Annotated in this window: 11 protein-coding genes and 1 pseudogene; 5 read left to right on the forward strand and 7 right to left on the reverse strand. The window is 46.6% G+C overall.

Going from position 1 to position 19,369, the window contains the following annotated elements:
- Positions 1 to 747, reverse strand: a 747-nt coding sequence (locus AB4517_RS15045) for an IS5 family transposase (protein ID WP_372148550.1), incomplete at its 3' end; no start/stop codon positions are given.
- A gap of 190 nt (positions 748 to 937) precedes the next feature.
- Here AB4517_RS15045 and AB4517_RS15050 point away from each other — a divergent pair.
- Positions 938 to 3,375 (forward strand): annotated as a pseudogene (locus AB4517_RS15050) (family 20 glycosylhydrolase).
- A gap of 119 nt (positions 3,376 to 3,494) precedes the next feature.
- Here the strand turns inward: AB4517_RS15050 and AB4517_RS15055 are convergent.
- Positions 3,495 to 5,558, reverse strand: coding sequence for an ATP-binding protein (locus AB4517_RS15055; protein WP_372148551.1), 2,064 nt, complete (start codon positions 5,556 to 5,558; stop codon positions 3,495 to 3,497).
- Between the two features lie 230 nt (positions 5,559 to 5,788).
- Between AB4517_RS15055 and AB4517_RS15060 the strand changes: the two genes are divergently transcribed.
- The 4 genes from AB4517_RS15060 (at position 5,789) to lhgO (ending at position 12,070) form a co-directional block, all read left to right on the forward strand.
- Positions 5,789 to 7,129 (forward strand): sigma-54 dependent transcriptional regulator, encoded by a 1,341-nt coding sequence (locus AB4517_RS15060; RefSeq protein WP_102321268.1) that lies wholly within the window; start codon positions 5,789 to 5,791, stop codon positions 7,127 to 7,129.
- 321 nt (positions 7,130 to 7,450) lie between these two features.
- Positions 7,451 to 8,464 (forward strand): TAXI family TRAP transporter solute-binding subunit, encoded by a 1,014-nt coding sequence (locus AB4517_RS15065; RefSeq protein WP_104216318.1) that lies wholly within the window; start codon positions 7,451 to 7,453, stop codon positions 8,462 to 8,464.
- Between the two features lie 184 nt (positions 8,465 to 8,648).
- Entirely contained in the window at positions 8,649 to 10,826 is a 2,178-nt protein-coding gene (locus tag AB4517_RS15070) for a TRAP transporter permease (protein ID WP_229647601.1), read from the forward strand.
- Positions 10,827 to 10,852: 26 nt separating this feature from the next.
- The gene (gene lhgO / locus AB4517_RS15075) at positions 10,853 to 12,070 is read left to right on the forward strand and encodes an L-2-hydroxyglutarate oxidase (protein WP_372148552.1); all 1,218 of its coding nucleotides are present in this window, start codon (positions 10,853 to 10,855) and stop codon (positions 12,068 to 12,070) included.
- Between the two features lie 138 nt (positions 12,071 to 12,208).
- Here lhgO and AB4517_RS15080 read toward each other — a convergent pair whose 3' ends face one another.
- The 5 genes from AB4517_RS15080 to AB4517_RS15100 form a co-directional block, all read right to left on the reverse strand.
- Positions 12,209 to 13,765 (reverse strand): M28 family metallopeptidase, encoded by a 1,557-nt coding sequence (locus AB4517_RS15080; protein WP_372148553.1) that lies wholly within the window; start codon positions 13,763 to 13,765, stop codon positions 12,209 to 12,211.
- Positions 13,766 to 13,916: 151 nt separating this feature from the next.
- Positions 13,917 to 16,286 (reverse strand): M4 family metallopeptidase, encoded by a 2,370-nt coding sequence (locus tag AB4517_RS15085; protein WP_372148554.1) that lies wholly within the window; start codon positions 16,284 to 16,286, stop codon positions 13,917 to 13,919.
- A 572-nt stretch (positions 16,287 to 16,858) separates the two neighbouring features.
- Positions 16,859 to 17,134 (reverse strand): hypothetical protein, encoded by a 276-nt coding sequence (locus tag AB4517_RS15090; protein WP_017065177.1) that lies wholly within the window; start codon positions 17,132 to 17,134, stop codon positions 16,859 to 16,861.
- A 135-nt stretch (positions 17,135 to 17,269) separates the two neighbouring features.
- A complete protein-coding gene (locus tag AB4517_RS15095) occupies positions 17,270 to 18,589 on the reverse strand; it encodes a sensor histidine kinase (protein WP_372148555.1) in 1,320 nt (439 codons plus the stop codon).
- 36 nt (positions 18,590 to 18,625) lie between these two features.
- Entirely contained in the window at positions 18,626 to 19,330 is a 705-nt protein-coding gene (locus AB4517_RS15100) for a response regulator (RefSeq protein ID WP_029235682.1), read from the reverse strand.
- Positions 19,331 to 19,369: the final 39 nt, after the last annotated feature.

Raw genomic sequence — 19,369 nt, forward strand, 5'->3', positions numbered from 1 at the left:
ATACCGCTCTTTCCAATACTTATTTGAGCCGTATAATTTCTGGCAACCCACGGCGAGATTTCGAGGATGACCACGCTCCCAGAAGGCTGCCCCTTCTCTTGGGGGAATAAGCGCAACGGCTCGCTTCATCTTAATAGCAGCGCGACACGCTCTCGTGTCGTAAGCGCCATCACCAGACACCTCAAGGATGCTTCGACGTGTTTGTTTCAGTAGGTTCGGGAGTACTTCACCATCTGTAACCGTTGATAAACTTAGCTCGGCGGCAATGATCTCATGAGTGCTTCTATCAACTGCAATATGCAGCTTTCGCCAGACTCTCCGCTTGCCATCCGTCCCGTGTTTTTTGACTTTCCATTCACCTTCGCCATAAACCTTAAGGCCAGTTGCATCAATGGCTAGGTGTTGTATCGCTCCTCTCGCTTTAGTCTTAAATGAGACCTCAACTTGCTTGGCTCTACGACTGATGCAGGTGTAATGCGGACAACTTAACGGCACATGGGCTAACCTAAATATCGAGTCGATAAATCCTTGCAGCGCTCTCAGTGGCATAGAAAAAACTCGTTTCACCATGAGTGCTGTCGTAATAGCTAAATCACTGAACCGACGTGGCCTCCCGCGCTTATTCTGTTTGCTTTGCGCCCACCCACTTATTGCTTCTTCATCGATCCAGAAGGTCAGAGAACCACGGTTAATGAGCGATTGGTTGTATTGCTTCCAGTTGGTTGTTTTGTAACAAGGTTTAGGCATAAGGCTACGAGAGAGAGTGGTGGTAGCTGATCAGATCGTAGGTTCTTGATTTAGTTCCATTGAATTACGCAACAAAGCCCAGACGATAGGCTTTGAGCTCACGATAAACAACAGCAGTGGTTGATGGTTCTGTTTTGTGAATTGCCTCCGATAAACAAAACAGAACGCCCGTTATATAGGAAAACTAATAATGAAAAAAACTATATTATCCCTATTGATTTCAGGTTCAGTAGTGTCCCCAATGGCGTTAGCAATGGCTCCAAGTACCGATCTAAATTTAATGCCGTACCCGCAAACAGTCGAGCTGAAAGCTGGGCAGGTTAAGGTTGATGGCAACTTCAAGGTTTACATCAAAGGCTTTAACTCTGACCGTGTTGAATACACGGCGAAACGCTTTATTGACCGCCTTGAGCGCCAGACTGGTGTACCTATTCTAAACTGGCAGGTTGATAGCGCCGACCAAGCGAACCTGATCATTGATATCGACGCGGCGCCAAAATCTGAAGTACAAAACATTGATTCTGTGGAGTCCTACAAAATTACGACTCAGGGCGAACAAATCACGCTGAGCTCTCCAAGCCCATACGGCACAATTCACGGCATCGAAACCCTTTTACAGCTCGTTGAAACCACAGCGACTGGCTACCACATTCCTGCTGTCACGATTGTCGATGAGCCCCGCTTTCGTTGGCGTGGAGTCTCTTACGATACCTCTCGTCACTTTATCGAATTCGATGTGCTGATTCGTCAGTTAGATGCGATGGCATCGGCGAAGATGAACGTTTTCCATTGGCACTTCTGGGACGACCAAGGTATTCGCATTCAAACCGAATCATGGCCACGTTTGTGGTCTGAAACCGCTGATGGTAACTACTACACCAAAGACCAAGTCCGTTACTTAGTGGAATACGCGCGTAATCTTGGTATTCGTGTGATTCCAGAGGTGTCTCTTCCGGGTCACTCTTCTGCGGTTGCTTATGCTTACCCGCGCCTGATGTCGGGTGGTGAAGGTCAAAGCTATGAGCAAGAGCGTGGTTGGGGCGTGTTTGAACCATTAATGGACCCATTGAATCCAGAGCTCTATGAAATGCTGGGCGACGTATTTGATGAAGTGACCGAGCTGTTCCCAGACGAGTATTTCCACATCGGTGGCGATGAGCCGAACTATGCGCAGTGGAAAAACAGCGAAAAGCACCAACAGTTCATTGAAGAGAATAATATCGATGGTGAGCGCGGCTTACAGTCTTACCTCAACGTAAAAGTTGAAAAGATGCTGGAAGAGCGTGGCAAGAAGATGACGGGTTGGGATGAGATTTGGCATAAAGATCTGCCAACTTCTATCGTGATTCAAAGCTGGCAAGGACACGACAGTATCGGTCGTGCGGCGAAAGAGGGCTACCCAGGTATTCTGTCTACGGGTTACTACCTAGACCAACCTCAGCCAACCAGTTACCACTATCGCAATGATCCAATGCCAAGTGGCATCACGGTTGACGATAAGCTGAACAGTGGTGAGAAGTTTGTGACTTACCAATGGCAAAAGCCTCGCTCTAAAGGCAGCCCACGTAAGGGAACACTGACTATCATTGAAGCGCAAGACGGTACTTTCCGCGCGTTCAGTGATTACAACGGTAAGTCTCGTGAAGAGATCTACATCCTTGATCATGTGCCGGGTAAAACCTTTGTCGGCCACTTCGATAACTTCATGTCGTATACCGAATTCAACCTGAACTTGAATCCAAATGGGTTTGCGGAAGGCAGCTATCAGTTAATTGGTAACGTGCGCTGGCCAACCACAGGCGAAGTGATTGCGAGCAGCGATGTAGAAGGCAGCGTGATCCCTGAGCCAAACGGAGGCTACCCCGCGGAGCTAACCGACAAAGAAAAAGAGCTGATTTTAGGCGGCGAGATCACCATGTGGCTAGAAAACAAAGACAGCCTCACGGTTGAAAACTACCTATGGCCACGTAGCTATGCAATTGCAGAGCGTTTCTGGTCGGATGCAGAACTGACCGACGAACGAAGCATGTATAAGCGCATGAAAGCGATGGATACATGGTCGGAAGTGTCGGTTGGGTTACGTCACCACGCCGATGCTGACATGTTGTTGAAGCGCATTGCCAAAGGCCAAGATATTCACGACCTGCGCGTGCTAGCTAAATACACCGAGCCTGCTCAATACTACGCTCGCAACTGGGAGAAGTGGAATTCTACGGAACCTAAGGGCACTTTATACAGCCAATACGAGCGCTTAAACCGCTTCGTGGATGCTTTGCCAGTAGAAAGCAGATGCAAGACTTGGTCAATGACATGGCGACAGGCAATCAACAAGTGCTTGAGCAACTTGCTGAGCATTATCAGCAAGCAAAATCGGCTGCACTAGCGGCTAAAACTGTCTTCGTTGGCAACGTATCTTCGGTAGAGACTGTGGTGGTTGCAGAGAAAACCGTTGAAGTGGCAGACTTGGCGTTAACCTTGATTGCTAAAGCACAAGCAGGCGAGAAAGTAAGAGAAGCAGACGTGAATGCCTACCAAGCGATACTGTCTGATTCGGCGAAAATCTATGATGAATCAATCATCGCGATTGTTCGCCCGACTGAGTTACTGTTAAAGCAGCTAGCTGAGTAAGTCGCGAACTGATTAACTGATAAGTCATACGCTAATAAGTGAATCAAAACCGCCCTCTGTGGGCGGTTTTTTAGTTCTGTCTTCTTTATGTGGTGCGATTTAATGCTTTTTGTTAGTAACTACTCACTATCTATATTCTTCAGCGTTAATGTGAATGTCATGCCTTGGTCTGGGTTGTTCTTTGCTATCAAGGTGCCTTGCATATCCCGTACATTGTTGGCTGTAATAGCCAACCCGAGCCCCAAGCCTTCGCCCATCTTTTTGTTGGTATGAAATGGTTCGAAAATGGTTTCGAGTTGATCTTCAGACACACCGCAGCCATTGTCTTGCACCTTGATGATCACGCGTTGTTGCTCGGTATGAGCGCTGATCACAATGGTTGCTGGTTTCTGATTCTGCGTGGCATCGACAGCGTTTCTAAGCAGGTTACCAAGCACTTGACGAAGTCGCGCCTCTTCTCCCATTACCATCGAAATATTGGAAGCGACACGCACGCGAATATCGACGTTTTCCAGTTCGGCTTGATGAATTCGCAGGGTTTCTTGCAGTGCGTCTGTCAGTGAAACTGGGTAAGGCTTTTCAAGTCTTTGGAAGGCGAACGACTTCAATTGGCTGGTCATGTTAGCCATTCTGTCGATCAGGCTCATGACTAAGTCCATGTTCGCTTTCAACATCTTAGTCTCGCCTCTTTCCATCAGCAACTGGTTACTTGAAAGTAGCGTTTTTAGGCCAGTAAGCGGCTGATTGAGTTCATGAGTAATCGCACTCGACATCCGCCCTAGTGCAGCCAGTTTGCTAGATTCGACAAGTTCTTGCTGCGCATCTTTTAGATCTTGAGTTCGCTCTTCGACCCGCAGTTGTAGCGTTTTATTGGCGTTTTGCACCGCAATTTCGGCTTTCTTACGTTTGCTGATATCGATTACGGTACACAGGTAGTAAGTCGTCGCATGCCAAGGAAAGGCGCTAATAGAGAATAAAACAGGGAAGTAGCTGCCATCGCTGCGTCTTGCCATGGTTTCGACGCTAGTTATCTCGGCCAGCTCTTGATGCTGCTCTAAGTTTTTGAGCAGTTGCAAGGTGGTTGAATTCGGGTTACCTGCCTCAAATAACTGCCACGCCTTGATGTTATTGATCATTGAATCAGATAGTGAAAAGTAGTTCTTCGCCATCAGGTTGATATCGTGAATGCGTCCGTGTTTATCGATCAGTATTAACCCAACATGGGTTTTATTGATCATCCCAGACAGTCGTTTCTCAGACTCTTCGATAAGCTTTTGGATTCTCAGATTGCTGAGCTTTTTCTGGCGTCTTTGGTAAAGAATAACCAACAGTAACAGAATGAAAAGACAGCCAACCGCCACACTCCAGCTGATCCAGTTCGTGGTCTGGTTGAGGCTGGTTAATGGCGTTAGGTAGGTTAAACGCCAATTCAGATCGTCTAACTTGATGGACTGAATTAGGTAATCTTTATCTTGCAATCGCCACACGCGAATATGGGTTTGGTCATACAGCTCACGTTTTGTCGCTGTGGGCTGAGAATTGAAGGTGTCATTGAACCAATCGGCACTCAACCTGTTGTCACTGGAGAGAAAGAACTGATCGCGAGGGTTCTGAAACAGTATCGCCTCACCATCGGCAAACCATTGATCGGTTAACAATGACAAATCGATTTGCACCGCGACAATGCCAACCACATCAGAGGCTCGATATACGGGTGCCGCTATGAAGTAATCGGGTGTCACGCCTTTGTTTTTTGTCACCACTGAAATCGCACCACCTTGTTGGTGGATCTTCGAAACAATTGTACTGGCGTTCTTATTGCTCAGTTTGCTTCTTTCAACACTCGATACCAACAAGTCCCCTTCGCCAGAAAGCAGATACCAGCCCTTGGTGTTGGCGGCTTTATCCAATTGAATCAGCTGCTTCTTAATGCGTTTTTCTAGGCGGGCTTCACCATCAATGAAGCGCACACTGGTTTCATCATTGGTTACTAGGTAGGGCAGATAATAGAAACGCTTAAGGGTTCGCCTTGCTTCGGCAATGTAGCCAAGGAAGCGCTGTTCGGCATAGCGTTGGGCTTGTTCAAGCTTCCACTGGCTGATGCCATTCTTGGTGGTGACCTGCACCAAACCAATCAATAAACAGGTACACAGGAATAACCAATATCGATTGTTATTCATCATTTCTGATCAAATCCCTTTAAAATTAGTGGCTTGCCTCTTTGAGCTAGTGGTTTGACAAGGTTTTATGTTTGCTTTTTAAGCGAATGGAGAGTGAGACAAATCGAAGCTAACAAACATTATTAAACTGTTAAAGGAGTGTTATTCAAAGTGGGAGCTAGCTCCTTTTCGTCTGAGGTTTTTTTACATACCGTGGACGATATTAATCAGATGTAGAGTGGCGGAACCAAACTATGCAGCGTATTGCTTTAATTGAAGATGACGCGATTGTGCGTCAAGCAACCAGCCAATGGTTGCAGCTGGCGGGCTTCGATGTCACCGCATTTGAAGTAGGACAAGATGCGTTAAACGCCGTAGAGCAGGGTGATTTTCAAACCATTATCACCGATGTTCGTTTACCTGATATTGATGGTGTTGATCTGCTAGGGCGTTTCAAAGGTCTTGTGCCAGATGTGCCTGTTATTTTGATTACTGGGCATGGTGATGTCGATATGGCGGTGAAAGCCTTACAGCAAGGTGCCTATGACTTCATTGAGAAGCCATTCGACCCAGAGCGTCTGTCTCAAACGGTATCGGAAGCGGTAGATAAACATCAAAGTGGCCAAGACAGAAACAGTCGTCAGAACTATCTGGATAACCTTAAGGGCATTGAACAGGTGCTGATCGGTCGCAGTAAAGTGATGTGTGAACTGCGCGAGCAAATCCAGAAAGTCGCTTCCATAGACACCAACGTGATCATCTATGGTGAAACGGGTTGTGGTAAAGAGCTGGTCGCCTCTTGCTTACATGAATTCAGCCAACGTAAAACCCATCCGTTTGTTCCGCTCAACTGTGGCGCAATCCCAGAAAATCTCTTTGAAAGCGAGCTGTTTGGACACGAAGCCGGAGCGTTTACTGGTGCGGCCAAACGACGCATTGGTAAGCTGGAATTTGCCGACAAAGGCACAGTGTTCCTTGATGAAATAGAGAGTATGCCGCTGTCGATGCAGGTAAAAGTGCTGCGCACCTTGCAAGATAATGTCGTCGAACGCGTGGGGGGGAATCAGCAACAACATGTTGATCTACGAGTGGTCTCTGCCTCGAAAAGCGATCTACTGAATCACCCCGACTTTCGCCAAGATCTATTCTATCGTTTGAATGTTGCCCAGCTGCATTTGCCTCCACTCAGTGAGCGTGAAGAAGATGCCTTACTTTTGTTTGAACACTTCACCCAAGAAGCCAATTCCGAAACACGTATAGCCAGTGAGGCTGATCGCTATGCACTGCTCTCGTATGCGTGGCCGGGCAATGTGCGTGAACTGCGTAATGTTGCGATTCGTTTTGCATTGGATGAAAGCTTGACCGTTGGGGATATTTTGGCGTGTCGTCCCAATTCTGTCACAGAGTCCACAACGGCGGGCATCCCTTTGGCGGTTCAAGTACAGAGCTTTGAAAGGAAAGTGATTCATGATGCCTTAGTTCGTTATAAAGGGCGTATCAATGACGTGATGCAAGATTTGGATTTACCTCGTCGAACATTGAACCAAAAGATGGTGCGTTATGGGTTAAATCGAAGTGACTATGTTGACCCTTAGAGAGCGGCTTCATCGCAGTGCTTGTTGATTTTTAATGAGCAATAAATGGCTCATTGCATATTTATCAATTTACATACATTGATCACACAACTGCAACATGGTGTGACTTGCTTCCCGATCTTCAGGTGTTAATTCCGGTAGCCGATAAGCCAAAAATGGCTTACTTAATAACAGGGGAATAAGCAAAAAACGGCTTATTTTAAATAGGTTTTAAAATAAAAGTAAATTAAAACAAATGGTTAAAAACTGGCATTGTGCTTGCTATCTAGTGATTGTTGTTAACAATAATATAACGTGAATAACCCTACATGGAGAGTAACAATGAAATACAACAAGCTGGTTAAAACTTTAGCGCTAGCAATGGCTTCTCTTGGCCTTATCAGTAATGCCTCAGCTGAAGAAGATCGCAGCTATATTTTAGCGACGGCTTCAACGGGTGGTACCTATTATCCAGTGGGTGTGGCCTTAGCGACATTGAGTAAAGTTAAGCTTGCGCCTAAGCAGCACTTTTCTTTGGCGGCTATTAGTTCTGCGGGCTCGGGTGAGAACGTAAAGTTGTTGAACGAGAACGAAGCACAGTTTGCCATTCTGCAAGGTTTGTATGGTGCGTGGGCGTGGCAAGGGCTTGGTCCATATGAGAAATCAGGTCAACAAACACAGCTTCGCTCTGTGTCTATGTTATGGCAAAACGTAGAACACTTCATTGTGCGCTCTGATTTAGCAAAAACAGGCACCGTGAGCGATTTGGAAAATCTAAACGGTAAGAAATTCTCTATCGGTAAGAAAAACTCAGGTACTGAAAACTCAGGACGCCAGATCATGCAAGGCCTGTCGGTAGATCCAGAACAATTTAAACTCGCCTTTATGGGTTACGGCGGCAGTGCCAGTGCACTACAGAATGGCACCATTGATGGCATGAACACACCTGCTGGCGTGCCGGTTGGCGCAGTAACTCAAGCGTTTGCTGCCTTGGGGGAAGACATTCAAATCCTGTCATTTACCGATGCGCAGATCAAACAAGCGAACGGCGATTACAATATCTGGACCAAGTATGAGATCCCAGCAAACACCTACCCAGGTGTTGATAAGCCGATCACCACTATCGCCCAACCTAACTTTCTAGCGGTTCGTGAAGACATCTCTGAAGAAGATGTGTACCAACTAACCAAAGCTATCTATGAAAACCTACCTTTCCTACAAGGTATCCATAAAGCAACCAAAGCAATGGCACTCGAGAAAGGGATCGCAGGTCTGCCTGTTCCTCTTCACCCAGGCGCTGCTCGTTATTATCGAGAGATGGGCATCGAGATCCCTTCTGAGTTGATCGTTAACTAGCTTATCTGTTGTCAGGTAACTATTGGTTCGTGAGCTAATGATTTGTCGCGAACTAGCTGTTTGTCATCAACTAACCCCTTCGTGACTTAATTGCTTGGTGCACGTTCGCTCAAGAATGTGTTCGTGCACCTCCTCACTTTATGGATTTTCTCTTCGTGTTTGCTGCGGAGAGCAGGAGTTTTCTATGAGCGATTCGCTGCAGCAGGAACTGAAAAAATTTGAACTGCCGACCCGAACGGATTTTCCGTGGGTGGGCAAAGCAATAACGACAATGGGAGTGCTCCTCTCGTTGTTACACATTTGGTTTAACACCTTATCTACCTTGCCTGAGCTTTGGATCTCGGCGACCCACTTCGCTGGCTTTGCGATCATTTGTGCACTCTGGTATCCCGCTCATATCTCGCTGAAAAATAGCAAGATAGCGCTGGCTGTCGACATCGGAATTGCCTTGGCGGCTCTGGCTTGTCTTATCTATATCCCCTTCGCAGAAGACGCCCTTTATGACCGAGGCGTAAAATTTATCGCCAGTGATTGGTTTTTCTCTATCTTGGCGATTGCCATCGTCATCGAGCTGATTAGACGCACTATGGGCTGGTTCATTCCAGTGCTTATCTTAGTGTGTTTAAGCTATGTAGTGCTTTGGGGACAATGGACCAGCGGTATTTTTCATTTTCCGGGTTTAAGCCTTGAGACGTTACTTTATCGAAGCTTTTATTCATCAGAAGGGATGTTTGGTTCGATCTCAAGAATCAGTTGGACCTTCGTGTTCATGTTCATCTTATTTGGCGCATTTTTAGTTCGATCTGGTGTCGGCGACTACATTATTGATGTATCTCGTGCCGCGGCGGGCAAAGTGATTGGTGGCCCTGGTTTCATTGCCGTTATTGGCTCCGGCTTGATGGGCTCAGTCTCCGGGTCGAGCGTAGCAAACACAGTATCGACGGGCGTGATCAGTATTCCCTTGATGCAAAAGGCAGGTTTCCCTTCGCGCTTCGCGGCAGGTGTTGAAGCGGCTGCATCTACTGGCGGGCAGCTGATGCCACCTGTGATGGGTGCGGGCGCGTTCATCATGGCCTCTTACACGCAAATTCCTTATGTCGATATTATTGCGGTTTCCTTCGTTCCTGCGCTTATCTATTTTTTGTCTGTGGCATTCTTCGTGCGCATCGAAGCAAAACGCAGTGGTGTGCAAAAGGTGACTTCTGGCTGTGAGCCTCTATTGAAAGTATTGCTGTCGGGTTGGCACAACCTGATCCCATTAGCGGTGTTAGTGACTCTGTTGGTGAAGGGCTTTACGCCGACTTACGCTGCGGGCATCTCGATTCTGTCTGTCGTGGTGGCTTCATGGTTCTCTAAAAATCACAAAATGGGTCCAAAGGCGATCATCGAAGCGCTTTCTCAAGGCGCAAAAAACATGGCGACCACGGCTGTGTTGCTAGTGGGTATTGGTCTAGTTGTTAATGTCATTAGCACTACGGGAATTGGTAACACCTTCTCTTTGATGATCAACAGCTGGGCGAATGGCGAGTTACTGGTGATGATCGCCTTAATTGCACTGGCGTCTTTGATTCTGGGCATGGGCTTACCAGTAACCGCGGCTTATATCGTGTTGGGTACTCTGTCTGCACCAGCTTTGTATAAACTGATTGCTGAAAGTCAGTTGCTCGACCTGTTGGTTTCGGGACAGTTACCGGAACAGGCGAAAGCTATCTTCATGTTGGCTGCGCCAGATAAGCTTGATTTGCTGAACGCGCCAATGGCACTTGAAACAGCCAAAGAGATGATTGCGTTAGTCCCTGCTGATTTTGTGGAAACTCTGCTTGAACAGAGCCTTGGCTTAGAAGCGATCAGCCTTGCACTGCTTTCTGCCCACTTGATCATTTTCTGGCTATCGCAAGACAGCAACGTGACTCCGCCTGTTTGTTTAACTGCATTTGCGGCTGCAACCATTGCTAAAACACCCCCGATGAGAACGGGATTAATGGCATGGAAGATAGCCAAAGGCTTGTATTTAGTACCATTGTTGATTGCCTACACTAACTTGGTAAGTTGGGATGTGATCTCCGTGTTAGTCACGGGTGGCTTTGCTGTTATTGGTACTTACGCGTTTATCGCGGCGATTGAAGGTTATCTAGAGAGCGAAGTTAATATTATTACTCGAGTAGCGTTGGTTGCGGTAGGTATAGCTCTAGTATGGCCTGATGTTTCAGTCGTGATCCGTTTGGTATGTGTTGCCATTTTTGTTGGCATCTTTATCTACAGCGGTCGTAAATACGATGCTAATCAAGTGAAAATGGAATCAGAAAGTGAGGAAAAAAAGTTACCTCAAACCGGGTCTAACACTGTCGCGTCTTCCCTATAATTAAAAGGATTGAATGTAGGAATATTATGAACTCAATATACGACTATATTATCGTTGGTGGCGGCATTGTTGGCGTGTCGACGGCTTGGCAATTACAGCAAGCTCACCCTGATAAAAGTATCCTTTTAGTCGAGAAGGAACGTGGTTTCGCGCAGCACCAAACTGGCCATAATAGCGGGGTGATTCATGCTGGTGTTTACTACGCTCCGGGCAGTTTAAAGGCGGATTTTTGTAAACGCGGCGTAGAGCGCACCATCGCCTTTTGTAGCCAACACGATATCCCCGTCGAAAACTGCGGTAAGTTGTTGGTCGCGACCAATGAGCAAGAAGTGGAGCGAATGAATGCGCTCTATCAGCGTTGCCACGATAACGATATTGATGTTGATTTGTTGGATCAAGCTCAGCTCAAACTTGCCGAGCCAAATATCACGGGTTTGGGTGCGATTTATGTCAAAACCACCAGTATCGTCGACTACAAAAAAGTCACCGAAGTGATGGCTCAAGAGTTTGTTGAAGCAGGTGGCAAACTTAGCCTTGGTACTGAAGTGATCTTGGCCGATGAGCAAGAAGATGAGGTGCAGTTAACGTGCAAAGTAGATGGTCAGACTCTTCAACTCAATAGCCGATTCTTGATCACTTGTTCTGGTTTGATGGCCGACAGAATGACCAGCATGCTTGGCATTGAAACCGACTTCCAAATCGTGCCTTATCGCGGTGAGTATTATCAGTTAGACGCTAAGCACAACCAAGTGGTGAATCATCTTATCTATCCGATCCCTGACCCAGAACTGCCTTTCTTGGGCGTGCATTTAACACGCATGATTGATGGCTCCGTAACAGTAGGGCCAAATGCAGTTCAAGGCTGGAAGCGAGAAGGTTATGGCAAGCTTAACTTTAGCTTCAAAGACACTTGGCAGATGCTGAGCTTTGCGGGTTTTTGGAAAGTGACTGCGAATCACTTGAAAACGGGTTTGGTCGAGTTTAAGAACTCGTGGTGGAAACCGGGATATCTAAAGCTAGTGAACAAATACTGCCCGAGTATTACGGTTGATGATTTTAAGCCTTATCCTGCTGGGATTCGTGCTCAAGCGGTGCTGAAAGATGGCACCTTGGTTCATGATTTCCTGTTTGCTGAAAGTCCAAGAAGCTTGCATGTGTGTAATGCACCATCGCCTGCAGCGACTTCGGCGATGCCGATTGGTGAGTATATTTGTACTAAGGTGATGAAAAAGACGACTAGATGAAAACTGAAGATCATTGATCGAACTTTTCTCCAAAGAGAATAAAAAATCCGCGAGCTCAATTCTATTAAGGGATCGAACTCGCGGTTTTTTAGTTTTAGCCGTGTTTGCTAGGTTTAATTGTTAGTCAATTAACCAACCTTAAAGCCAATCAGGAACGAAGTTAGCGACGATGGTGACATCACTAAAGTTACGGTAACCGCGCACCATGATGCTGAATTCACCCGCTGGCTTGTTCAATACACACTGTTCGTTGCTGCTGTTCTGGTATGGGCGGCAGTCGTAGTTCGCTTTCGATACGGTGCCGTTGTGTTTCACATATAAGTCGGCATCGCCACTTCGAGGGCCGGTTAATGTTACCGTTAACTGACCTGCACTTTGAGTCGTAAATGTGAAGAACTGCTCTTCACCATATCCTGCAGTAAGTCCTTTAACAGGCACGCCATTTTGCAGCTCTTTAGGGCCTGCAACGGGTGAATCAAGGCTGGTTTCGACAAGGTAAGCAATCGCCAACTTAGCGAACTTGGTCGCGTGTGTTGCGGTTGGATCGGAATTCTCAAGCGTGTCGTGTTGGGTATGAATACTTGGGTTGTAATCATTGAACATGCTTTCGAATGGCATGGCAGCTGGGTAGCCAACATTGTGCCAAGATGCGTGGTCAGAACAGGCATAGCCACAATTATCAAAACCGTAACTGATGTCGCTCGCGTAAGTGTCGATCAGCTCGCTTAAATAGGCGGTGAGGTTGCTGTCGGTATAGTCTGTGATGAAGGTAATATCGTGCGCTGAACCGTTGTAGTTGGTCATGTCTAATTGCAGTACCGATACAACGTTTGCTTGCTCATCTCTTAAAGCGTTGGCGACATCTTGTGAGCCGCGTAGCCCTACTTCTTCTGCAGCATAGCCATAGAACTTAATGGTTTTGTCTGGCTGAATACCGCTCGCTATCATCAGGCGAAGCGACTCTGTTACCGTTGCAATGCCAGACGCATCATCATCGGCTCCTGGTGAGATGGTGCCTTCGCTTGTCCAAGAACCAACCGTTGAATCAAGGTGTCCGCCAACCACGACGATCTCTGCAGGATATTTCGCGCCAAGCAGTGTCACTTCAACAGATTTTTGCGGATATTCAGCATGTGTGATTTGGCGTGCAGACGCATACGGCACATCTTTAATTTCTGTTTCCCAACGCTCTAAAAGCCAATCCGAAGCAGCAACACCAGTAGAAGTAGTATAAAAACGGTTGGTGAAGTTGGTTAGATTTTCTATGGTCGTGACCATGTTGTTCGGCTCGACCTGAGCGAGTAGGTCGTTCACTGTGTCTTGATGGCTGATCACCGGCTTTTCGAAGGTGCTCATTGTCAATGGCATCGCTGCGGCTTTGAGTGCGCTTGCTTTGTCTTCGTGCACCATGTAGCCACCACAACGGTGAGTTTCTTCGTGCATGTGGCTGGAGAGTTTCGCGAGCTCTTTCTGGTTGATTTTCGCGACGATGGAATGCTTGTTTCCTGTCACGCCTGGGTAAACCGTTGCGCCATGTTGAGTCATAATATGTTGTGCGTCCGCATCGGTGGTGATCCAAACCTCTTCGTTCGCTGGTGGTGTGATACCTAGGGATGCGTAAGCCGCAGTACTGTTGATTAGGGTTAACGATCCCCCGAGCACAGCTAAAGCTAGCATGCTTTTTTGAATAGCCATTTGTCGTCCTTTTTATGGTGAGTATTGTTATGTTGATGGGTTCGATTTTTGTGTAATGCGTAGGTTTTTCATGTAGACGTTTCATTCGCTAAATAGCTCATTGCCAAATAGCGAAAAGGGCTCCTATAAGGAGCCCTGAATCTACTTTCGATTATTGAGTTTTAATGAAACGGTAATGCTTTGTTTCTGAACAGATATCGCTTGAGGTACACACTTGGTACTCCACATCCACTGTGCCGTTGTGACGGAACTTGTCGACGTATGAGTTGAAGTCTGTAGCACCAACATTCTTGCCATTACGCTTAATCACGAAGTAGTCATTGGTGTCGTAATCCCATGCCAGCTTAACGCGCGCCTTACCGTTCGGATTTTTGTTACCAAACTTCAGTTTTAGTGGGAAGCCTTCCGCAGAGTCACCTTCAATCGTGATCGACTTGCTTGTTGATGTTGCAACGCCTGCATCGTCAGTCACGGTCAGAGTCACCACGTAGTCGCCAGCTTCAGCGTAGGTATAACGAGCCACTTCACCGGTTTGTGTGTTGCCATCGCCTAGGTTCCATTGGTAAGAAACGATTTGACCATCGCTGTCTGAACTTGTGCTGCGTAGCTCGACTTCTTTACCGACAATCGTGTGTTCGAAAGAAGAGACGGGCGGCACGTTAGCGCTGCCTGATTCGTACGACGCTTTCAGATTTGCACCTGCGTAATCTGAGTAACCTAGAACGTTAACCGTGTAACGACCTGCGGTTGGGTTTTCAATCACACACACTTCATCGGTCACGCTTTCGCTCTTACAGATATTCTCTTGAGAGCTTGGCGCATAATCTAGGCCGACATAAATATCTGGGTCACCCGTAGACACAGCAAGATCAATCGTCAGTTTCTCTTGGCCTGATGGTACTTCGATATCAAAGTAAGTTTTCGAACCTGTTTCACCAGCAACTGCGGCTTCAACACCATTTTCAAGGCGTTGATATTCCGGTTCTGGTGGCAGTGGTGGTTCGCCACACGGTGACACACCCACTAAGTTAAACGCAGAAACAACATCATCGGCACTGTAGCCAAGGTCGGTTGCTGAGTTTTTCACGCCACAAGCACCCTGCCAGAAGTCGCTGTTTTCAGACCAGTAGATCTGGTTGGCTAACACGAACAGTTCGAACGCTTTCTTGGTATCCCAACCTTGTGTGGTTGCAAGATGGTAGAACGCCTTGTTGAACACGCCAGAGCTGTAGTGCACGTTTAAGCCATCGTAGTACTCGGATGCATTGTTGATTGAAGAGCCATCGCGTGATGGATCGTCCATGTAACGCAGTGCACCTTCGCCTTTAAAGATATTGCGTCCGACCATCCAGTCGTTGGTGCCTTTCATGTAGTATTCAGCCGCTTCACCCGCCATGTCCGAGAATGCTTCGTTCATACCGCCGGATTGGTTTGCGTATATCAAACCTGAGTTTTGCTCAGTGAAACCGTGGCTCACTTCATGGGCTGATACATCTAGGCTAACAAGCGGGTAAAAGAAGCTTTCACCATCACCAAACGTCATGGCTCTGCCGTCCCAAAATGCATTCTCGTAGTTTTCACCGTAGTGAACACGCATCATGAGCTTGAAGGAGAGTGGCGCTGTGTCGAACCAGTTTTTATACATATCGAACACGATGTTGCCAAAGTAATGGGCATCGTTGAGTGGTGAGAATGCGCCGTTCACTGCTTTATATTCGTTACGAGGACATTCATAGCTGTAAGTGGTGTCGCCGTCGGTCGCGCCATTAAGGTCAACGGTAACGACATTTTCAGACTCCATTACACACTCTGTGCCCACTTCTTGAACATCAAGGTAGTGGTAGTCGGTGCCGTATTCGTACATGCCGGTTTTTTCGTTGCCGCCAGGGCCAGTACCGATCTGAGCATGGGCAATACCTTCCCAGCGGTCGATGACTTCGCCTGTGTGCGCGTCTAGCATGGTGAACGGTCGAGTCGGCTGTTCACTGCCTTCTACTAGGTAAGAGACAACGTACACTAGTCGTGTTTTATCTACGCTTTGCTGTCCGATGCCTTGCTTCACAGAGCCTTGATAGATAAATAGCTGATGTTGAACGTTGTCTAGAGATTTGCTGGTTAAGCCTTGAGTCTTTAGATCTTTACTTGCGAGTTCAACCGCTTGAGCGCTGTTGATTGATGGCTTAACAAAAGATCGCTCTAAGGTCGTTGTTTTAAGGTAGCGACCTTGAACGGACTTAAGTGCGCCACCTTGGACACTTTGGGTGGCATTTAGGTAATGTCCCCATACCGGTGTTCCCCAGATGTTCTGCTGGATCTTAACTTTATAGATACCACGCTTTTTCAGGTTTACTTCTTTCACCATCTTGAAGCTAGAGGCGTTACTGACTCCTAACTGAGCGTTTAACCCAGAGAAGCTAGTAAAGTTGATCGGTTGATCGATTTGAACGGATTCACTTGCATGCACTGACAAAGACATAGCACTGGCTATAGCAACGGCAACTAAACGTTTTCTTATTTTCATTGTTGTTTTCTCTTTCCATGTAAAACTCAAGAAAACGTAACAAATTAATCACAGCGAATTTACATCATTCGATCTGATTAATTAGTAGCATGGCAATGATCTCTTTTATTCATGAAACTTATATTTCTCGTATTTACAGATAGTTATCATTTCTGTTTATTTTTGAACGCACCTATGTGTTTATTTATAAAATCGTGACACTTTTATTAAGTGTTTATTTCTCTTGGAAATTAAGATTTTCGAGTAAATTGATCTGTGCCTCAATTAACGGATTCTGGGTTGATAGAAGGATCAACGATTTGAAAGTGTCACTTTAAACAGAAGGCCATTTAGCGAATTTAGGGGCAATTTTGATAAGAAATCGAAGACTTTTCGGCTTATTTTTCGAATTGTTAGTTAAAAGAGGGAAGGGGAATCGGGCACTTGTTTGGCACAGAGCACAAAATCTGCTGGATGAAAAAAGCCAGCGACGGGTCACTGGCTTAGATTAACTTAGTTTGTGCAGGCTACTGAATATAGGTAGGCAACTGCGACACTTAATTATGGTACGTGGCTAACGTCACTATAGCGAATTACTGCTTTTTACCGCCAACTTGTACGTAGTCGATACCGATAATACGGTTGATGATACCCAGAACAGAGCTCGTATCAGAGTTTGTTGAGCGAATCGTATCAACCGTTGCACCTTCAGGTACTAATTCCATTGCGCGGTCTTGAGTGTTACCTGGCACTTGGAAACCGACAATGTTGAAGCTCTCTGCGTGCGCTGTGTACACTTCTTCGTTGTGGCTGATACCAGAACAACCCGCTAGAGAAACAATGCCTAAAACAACTAATAACTTTTTCATAAAAATACCTTAAGAATGATTGGAACCTAGATGGCAAGGCACAAAGGCAGTGGCATGATTATCTAGATTTAATAAGTTCATGGGAGACAGCATCTCCCGACCGATGTTGAACATTATTCCAGAGGTGTTTTGTCGTTACTGTATGGGTTTGTCAGCTGAATCATTACATAGCTGAATGGTAATGGTGAATACCGCACCCTTTAAGGCTTGGCTCTGACCTACCTCCACGGTAGCGCCGTGTTGAGCACAGATCTTCTCGACGATAGACAGCCCTAAACCATGGCCGCTCTTGGCTTTGTTACGCGCTTTGTCGCCAACGTAAAAGGGTTCGAACAGGCGAGCTTGATGTTCTTGAGCCACACCATCACCGTCATCGTGTACCGCGATCTGTAGCTTATCTTGATGCACGGTCGCTGCAATCGACACTTGTGAGCGTGCGAATTTCATTGCGTTACGCACTAGGTTATCTAGTGCTCGGTTAAATAGCGTTTCATCCGCCATTATTGAGCTAGGTTGCTCTGGTAGCGATAGGTCGATGTTGAGCTGAGTGTCTTTGTTCCAACGCGCCATTGCGTGGTCGAGAAAGTCTCGAATCTCTAATGGCTTTTTTAAGTTTTCTAGGTCAGTGCTATCGAGTTTGGCGTAATACAATAGTTCATCGACCATCTTTTCCATCTCTTCCGTGTCTTCGACAATACTCTCAATCGTGCTTTCTTGCTCTGCGTTTAGCTGGGTGTCTTTCAACATTTCAGCTTGCCACTGAATACGGAATATTGGCGTGCGCAGTTCATGAGCGACAGCATTAGTGAGTGAGCGATTACTTTCTACCAAGCGATGAATTCGGTCGGCCATTAGGTTGAAGGATTTGTTCAGTGAACCAATCGCAATACCACTTGAAGTCTCGGCTCGTGTCGAGAGATCGCCCTCCGCAAAACGCAGAGTGGCAGCCTCAAGCTTTTTAACTCGGCGGAAGATAATAAATAGATGACATAACCCATATAAGATAAAGCTCGCTAAAAAGAACAACCAAATGAGGTCATCCTCCAACTCTATTTTTTGCCTAACGAACGCTTCACTGTTGGGGAGGTAGTGATAGGTATTGTCACTGCTTGCTAAGCGAAACCATAGGTCCCGTTCATCATCGTGAAAAACAAAGGTATTCGGATTCGTGCTGAAGAACTCTGAAACGGGGCTGGGTATTTCATCGTCTGGGCTGAATGTAACCAATTTATTTCGTGTGGTTTCTACAAACTGGTTTATCGCTTGATGAGCCGCTTCAAGGCCTTGATTTTTAGCGATGTTCTCGATCAATTGCTGGTGGGCAGCCGCTTCGTAATCTTCCAGTACGTATTCGTAGTCGGTATTGAGCTGATAGACGCTAATCTCGTAGGCGACAAGGCCGGCCATAAAGCAAACTAACAGCCCTATTAAGGACTCCAAAAAGATACGTCGCATAATCGCTCTCTTTTATTACGCTCGTATTGAGCGAGGTTAACGCCAGGCGGTCGAAACAAATAAGTAACCCTTCCCGCGAATGGTCTGAATTTTCTCTGCTGGTGTGTGGTCGTCGCCCAAAATCTTTCTTAGACGTACAACCTTGTTGTCAATCGTCCGGTCTATTCCGTCGTACTCAATCCCGCGCAATGTTTGCGTCAAGTAGTCACGAGATAACGGCGTGTCTGGGTTGCTTGCCAATAACCAAAGTAGGTCAAACTCGCTGTCAGTGAGTGATAAAACCGCACCTGAAAGTTCACACTTCTTATAAGTGTTTTTCAGAACGAGTTGATCGAACTGAAGGGTGTCTGAGTCATCGACTGAAGCGGTATTGGTGTCTTGGCGGCGTAATAGCGAACGAACTCTGGCCAGCAGAACTCTTGGTTTGATTGGCTTGGTGACATAGTCATCAGCCCCTGTCTCTAAACCAGCGACGTGGTCAAAGTCGTCATCGCTAGCAGTGAGCATCAAGATTTTACCTTTATAGTGCGTACGCGTCTGTCGGCAGATTGTAAGTCCATCAGTTACAGGAAGCATCAAATCCAGCAGTACGATGTCAGGTTGCTCCGTGAGGATGGTGTGTGCGGCATCACTGCCATCGTCCAACACCGTGACATCAAAATCTTGCGCGACGAAGTAGTCCTGCAACATTTTCTGAAGTTTCAAATCGTCTTCCACGATGATCATTTTAGGTTTTGTCATTCCATTATCAGCCTTGTCGTGCGTTTCACTTATTGAGAT

It is taken from the genome of Vibrio sp. 10N.222.52.C3 (assembly GCF_041474195.1).
In the GTDB taxonomy this organism is placed as follows: domain Bacteria; phylum Pseudomonadota; class Gammaproteobacteria; order Enterobacterales; family Vibrionaceae; genus Vibrio; species Vibrio crassostreae_C.

Excerpts from the sequence above, each read along its gene's own strand:
- AB4517_RS15055 (WP_372148551.1), bottom strand. The coding sequence starts at position 5,558 with ATGATGAATAACAATCGATATTGGTTATTCCTGTGTACCTGTTTATTG.
- AB4517_RS15060 (WP_102321268.1), top strand. The coding sequence starts at position 5,789 with ATGCAGCGTATTGCTTTAATTGAAGATGACGCGATTGTGCGTCAAGCA.
- AB4517_RS15065 (WP_104216318.1), top strand. The coding sequence starts at position 7,451 with ATGAAATACAACAAGCTGGTTAAAACTTTAGCGCTAGCAATGGCTTCT.
- AB4517_RS15070 (WP_229647601.1), top strand. The coding sequence starts at position 8,649 with ATGAGCGATTCGCTGCAGCAGGAACTGAAAAAATTTGAACTGCCGACC.
- lhgO (WP_372148552.1), top strand. The coding sequence starts at position 10,853 with ATGAACTCAATATACGACTATATTATCGTTGGTGGCGGCATTGTTGGC.
- AB4517_RS15080 (WP_372148553.1), bottom strand. The coding sequence starts at position 13,765 with ATGGCTATTCAAAAAAGCATGCTAGCTTTAGCTGTGCTCGGGGGATCG.
- AB4517_RS15085 (WP_372148554.1), bottom strand. The coding sequence starts at position 16,286 with ATGAAAATAAGAAAACGTTTAGTTGCCGTTGCTATAGCCAGTGCTATG.
- AB4517_RS15090 (WP_017065177.1), bottom strand. The coding sequence starts at position 17,134 with ATGAAAAAGTTATTAGTTGTTTTAGGCATTGTTTCTCTAGCGGGTTGT.
- AB4517_RS15095 (WP_372148555.1), bottom strand. The coding sequence starts at position 18,589 with ATGCGACGTATCTTTTTGGAGTCCTTAATAGGGCTGTTAGTTTGCTTT.
- AB4517_RS15100 (WP_029235682.1), bottom strand. The coding sequence starts at position 19,330 with ATGACAAAACCTAAAATGATCATCGTGGAAGACGATTTGAAACTTCAG.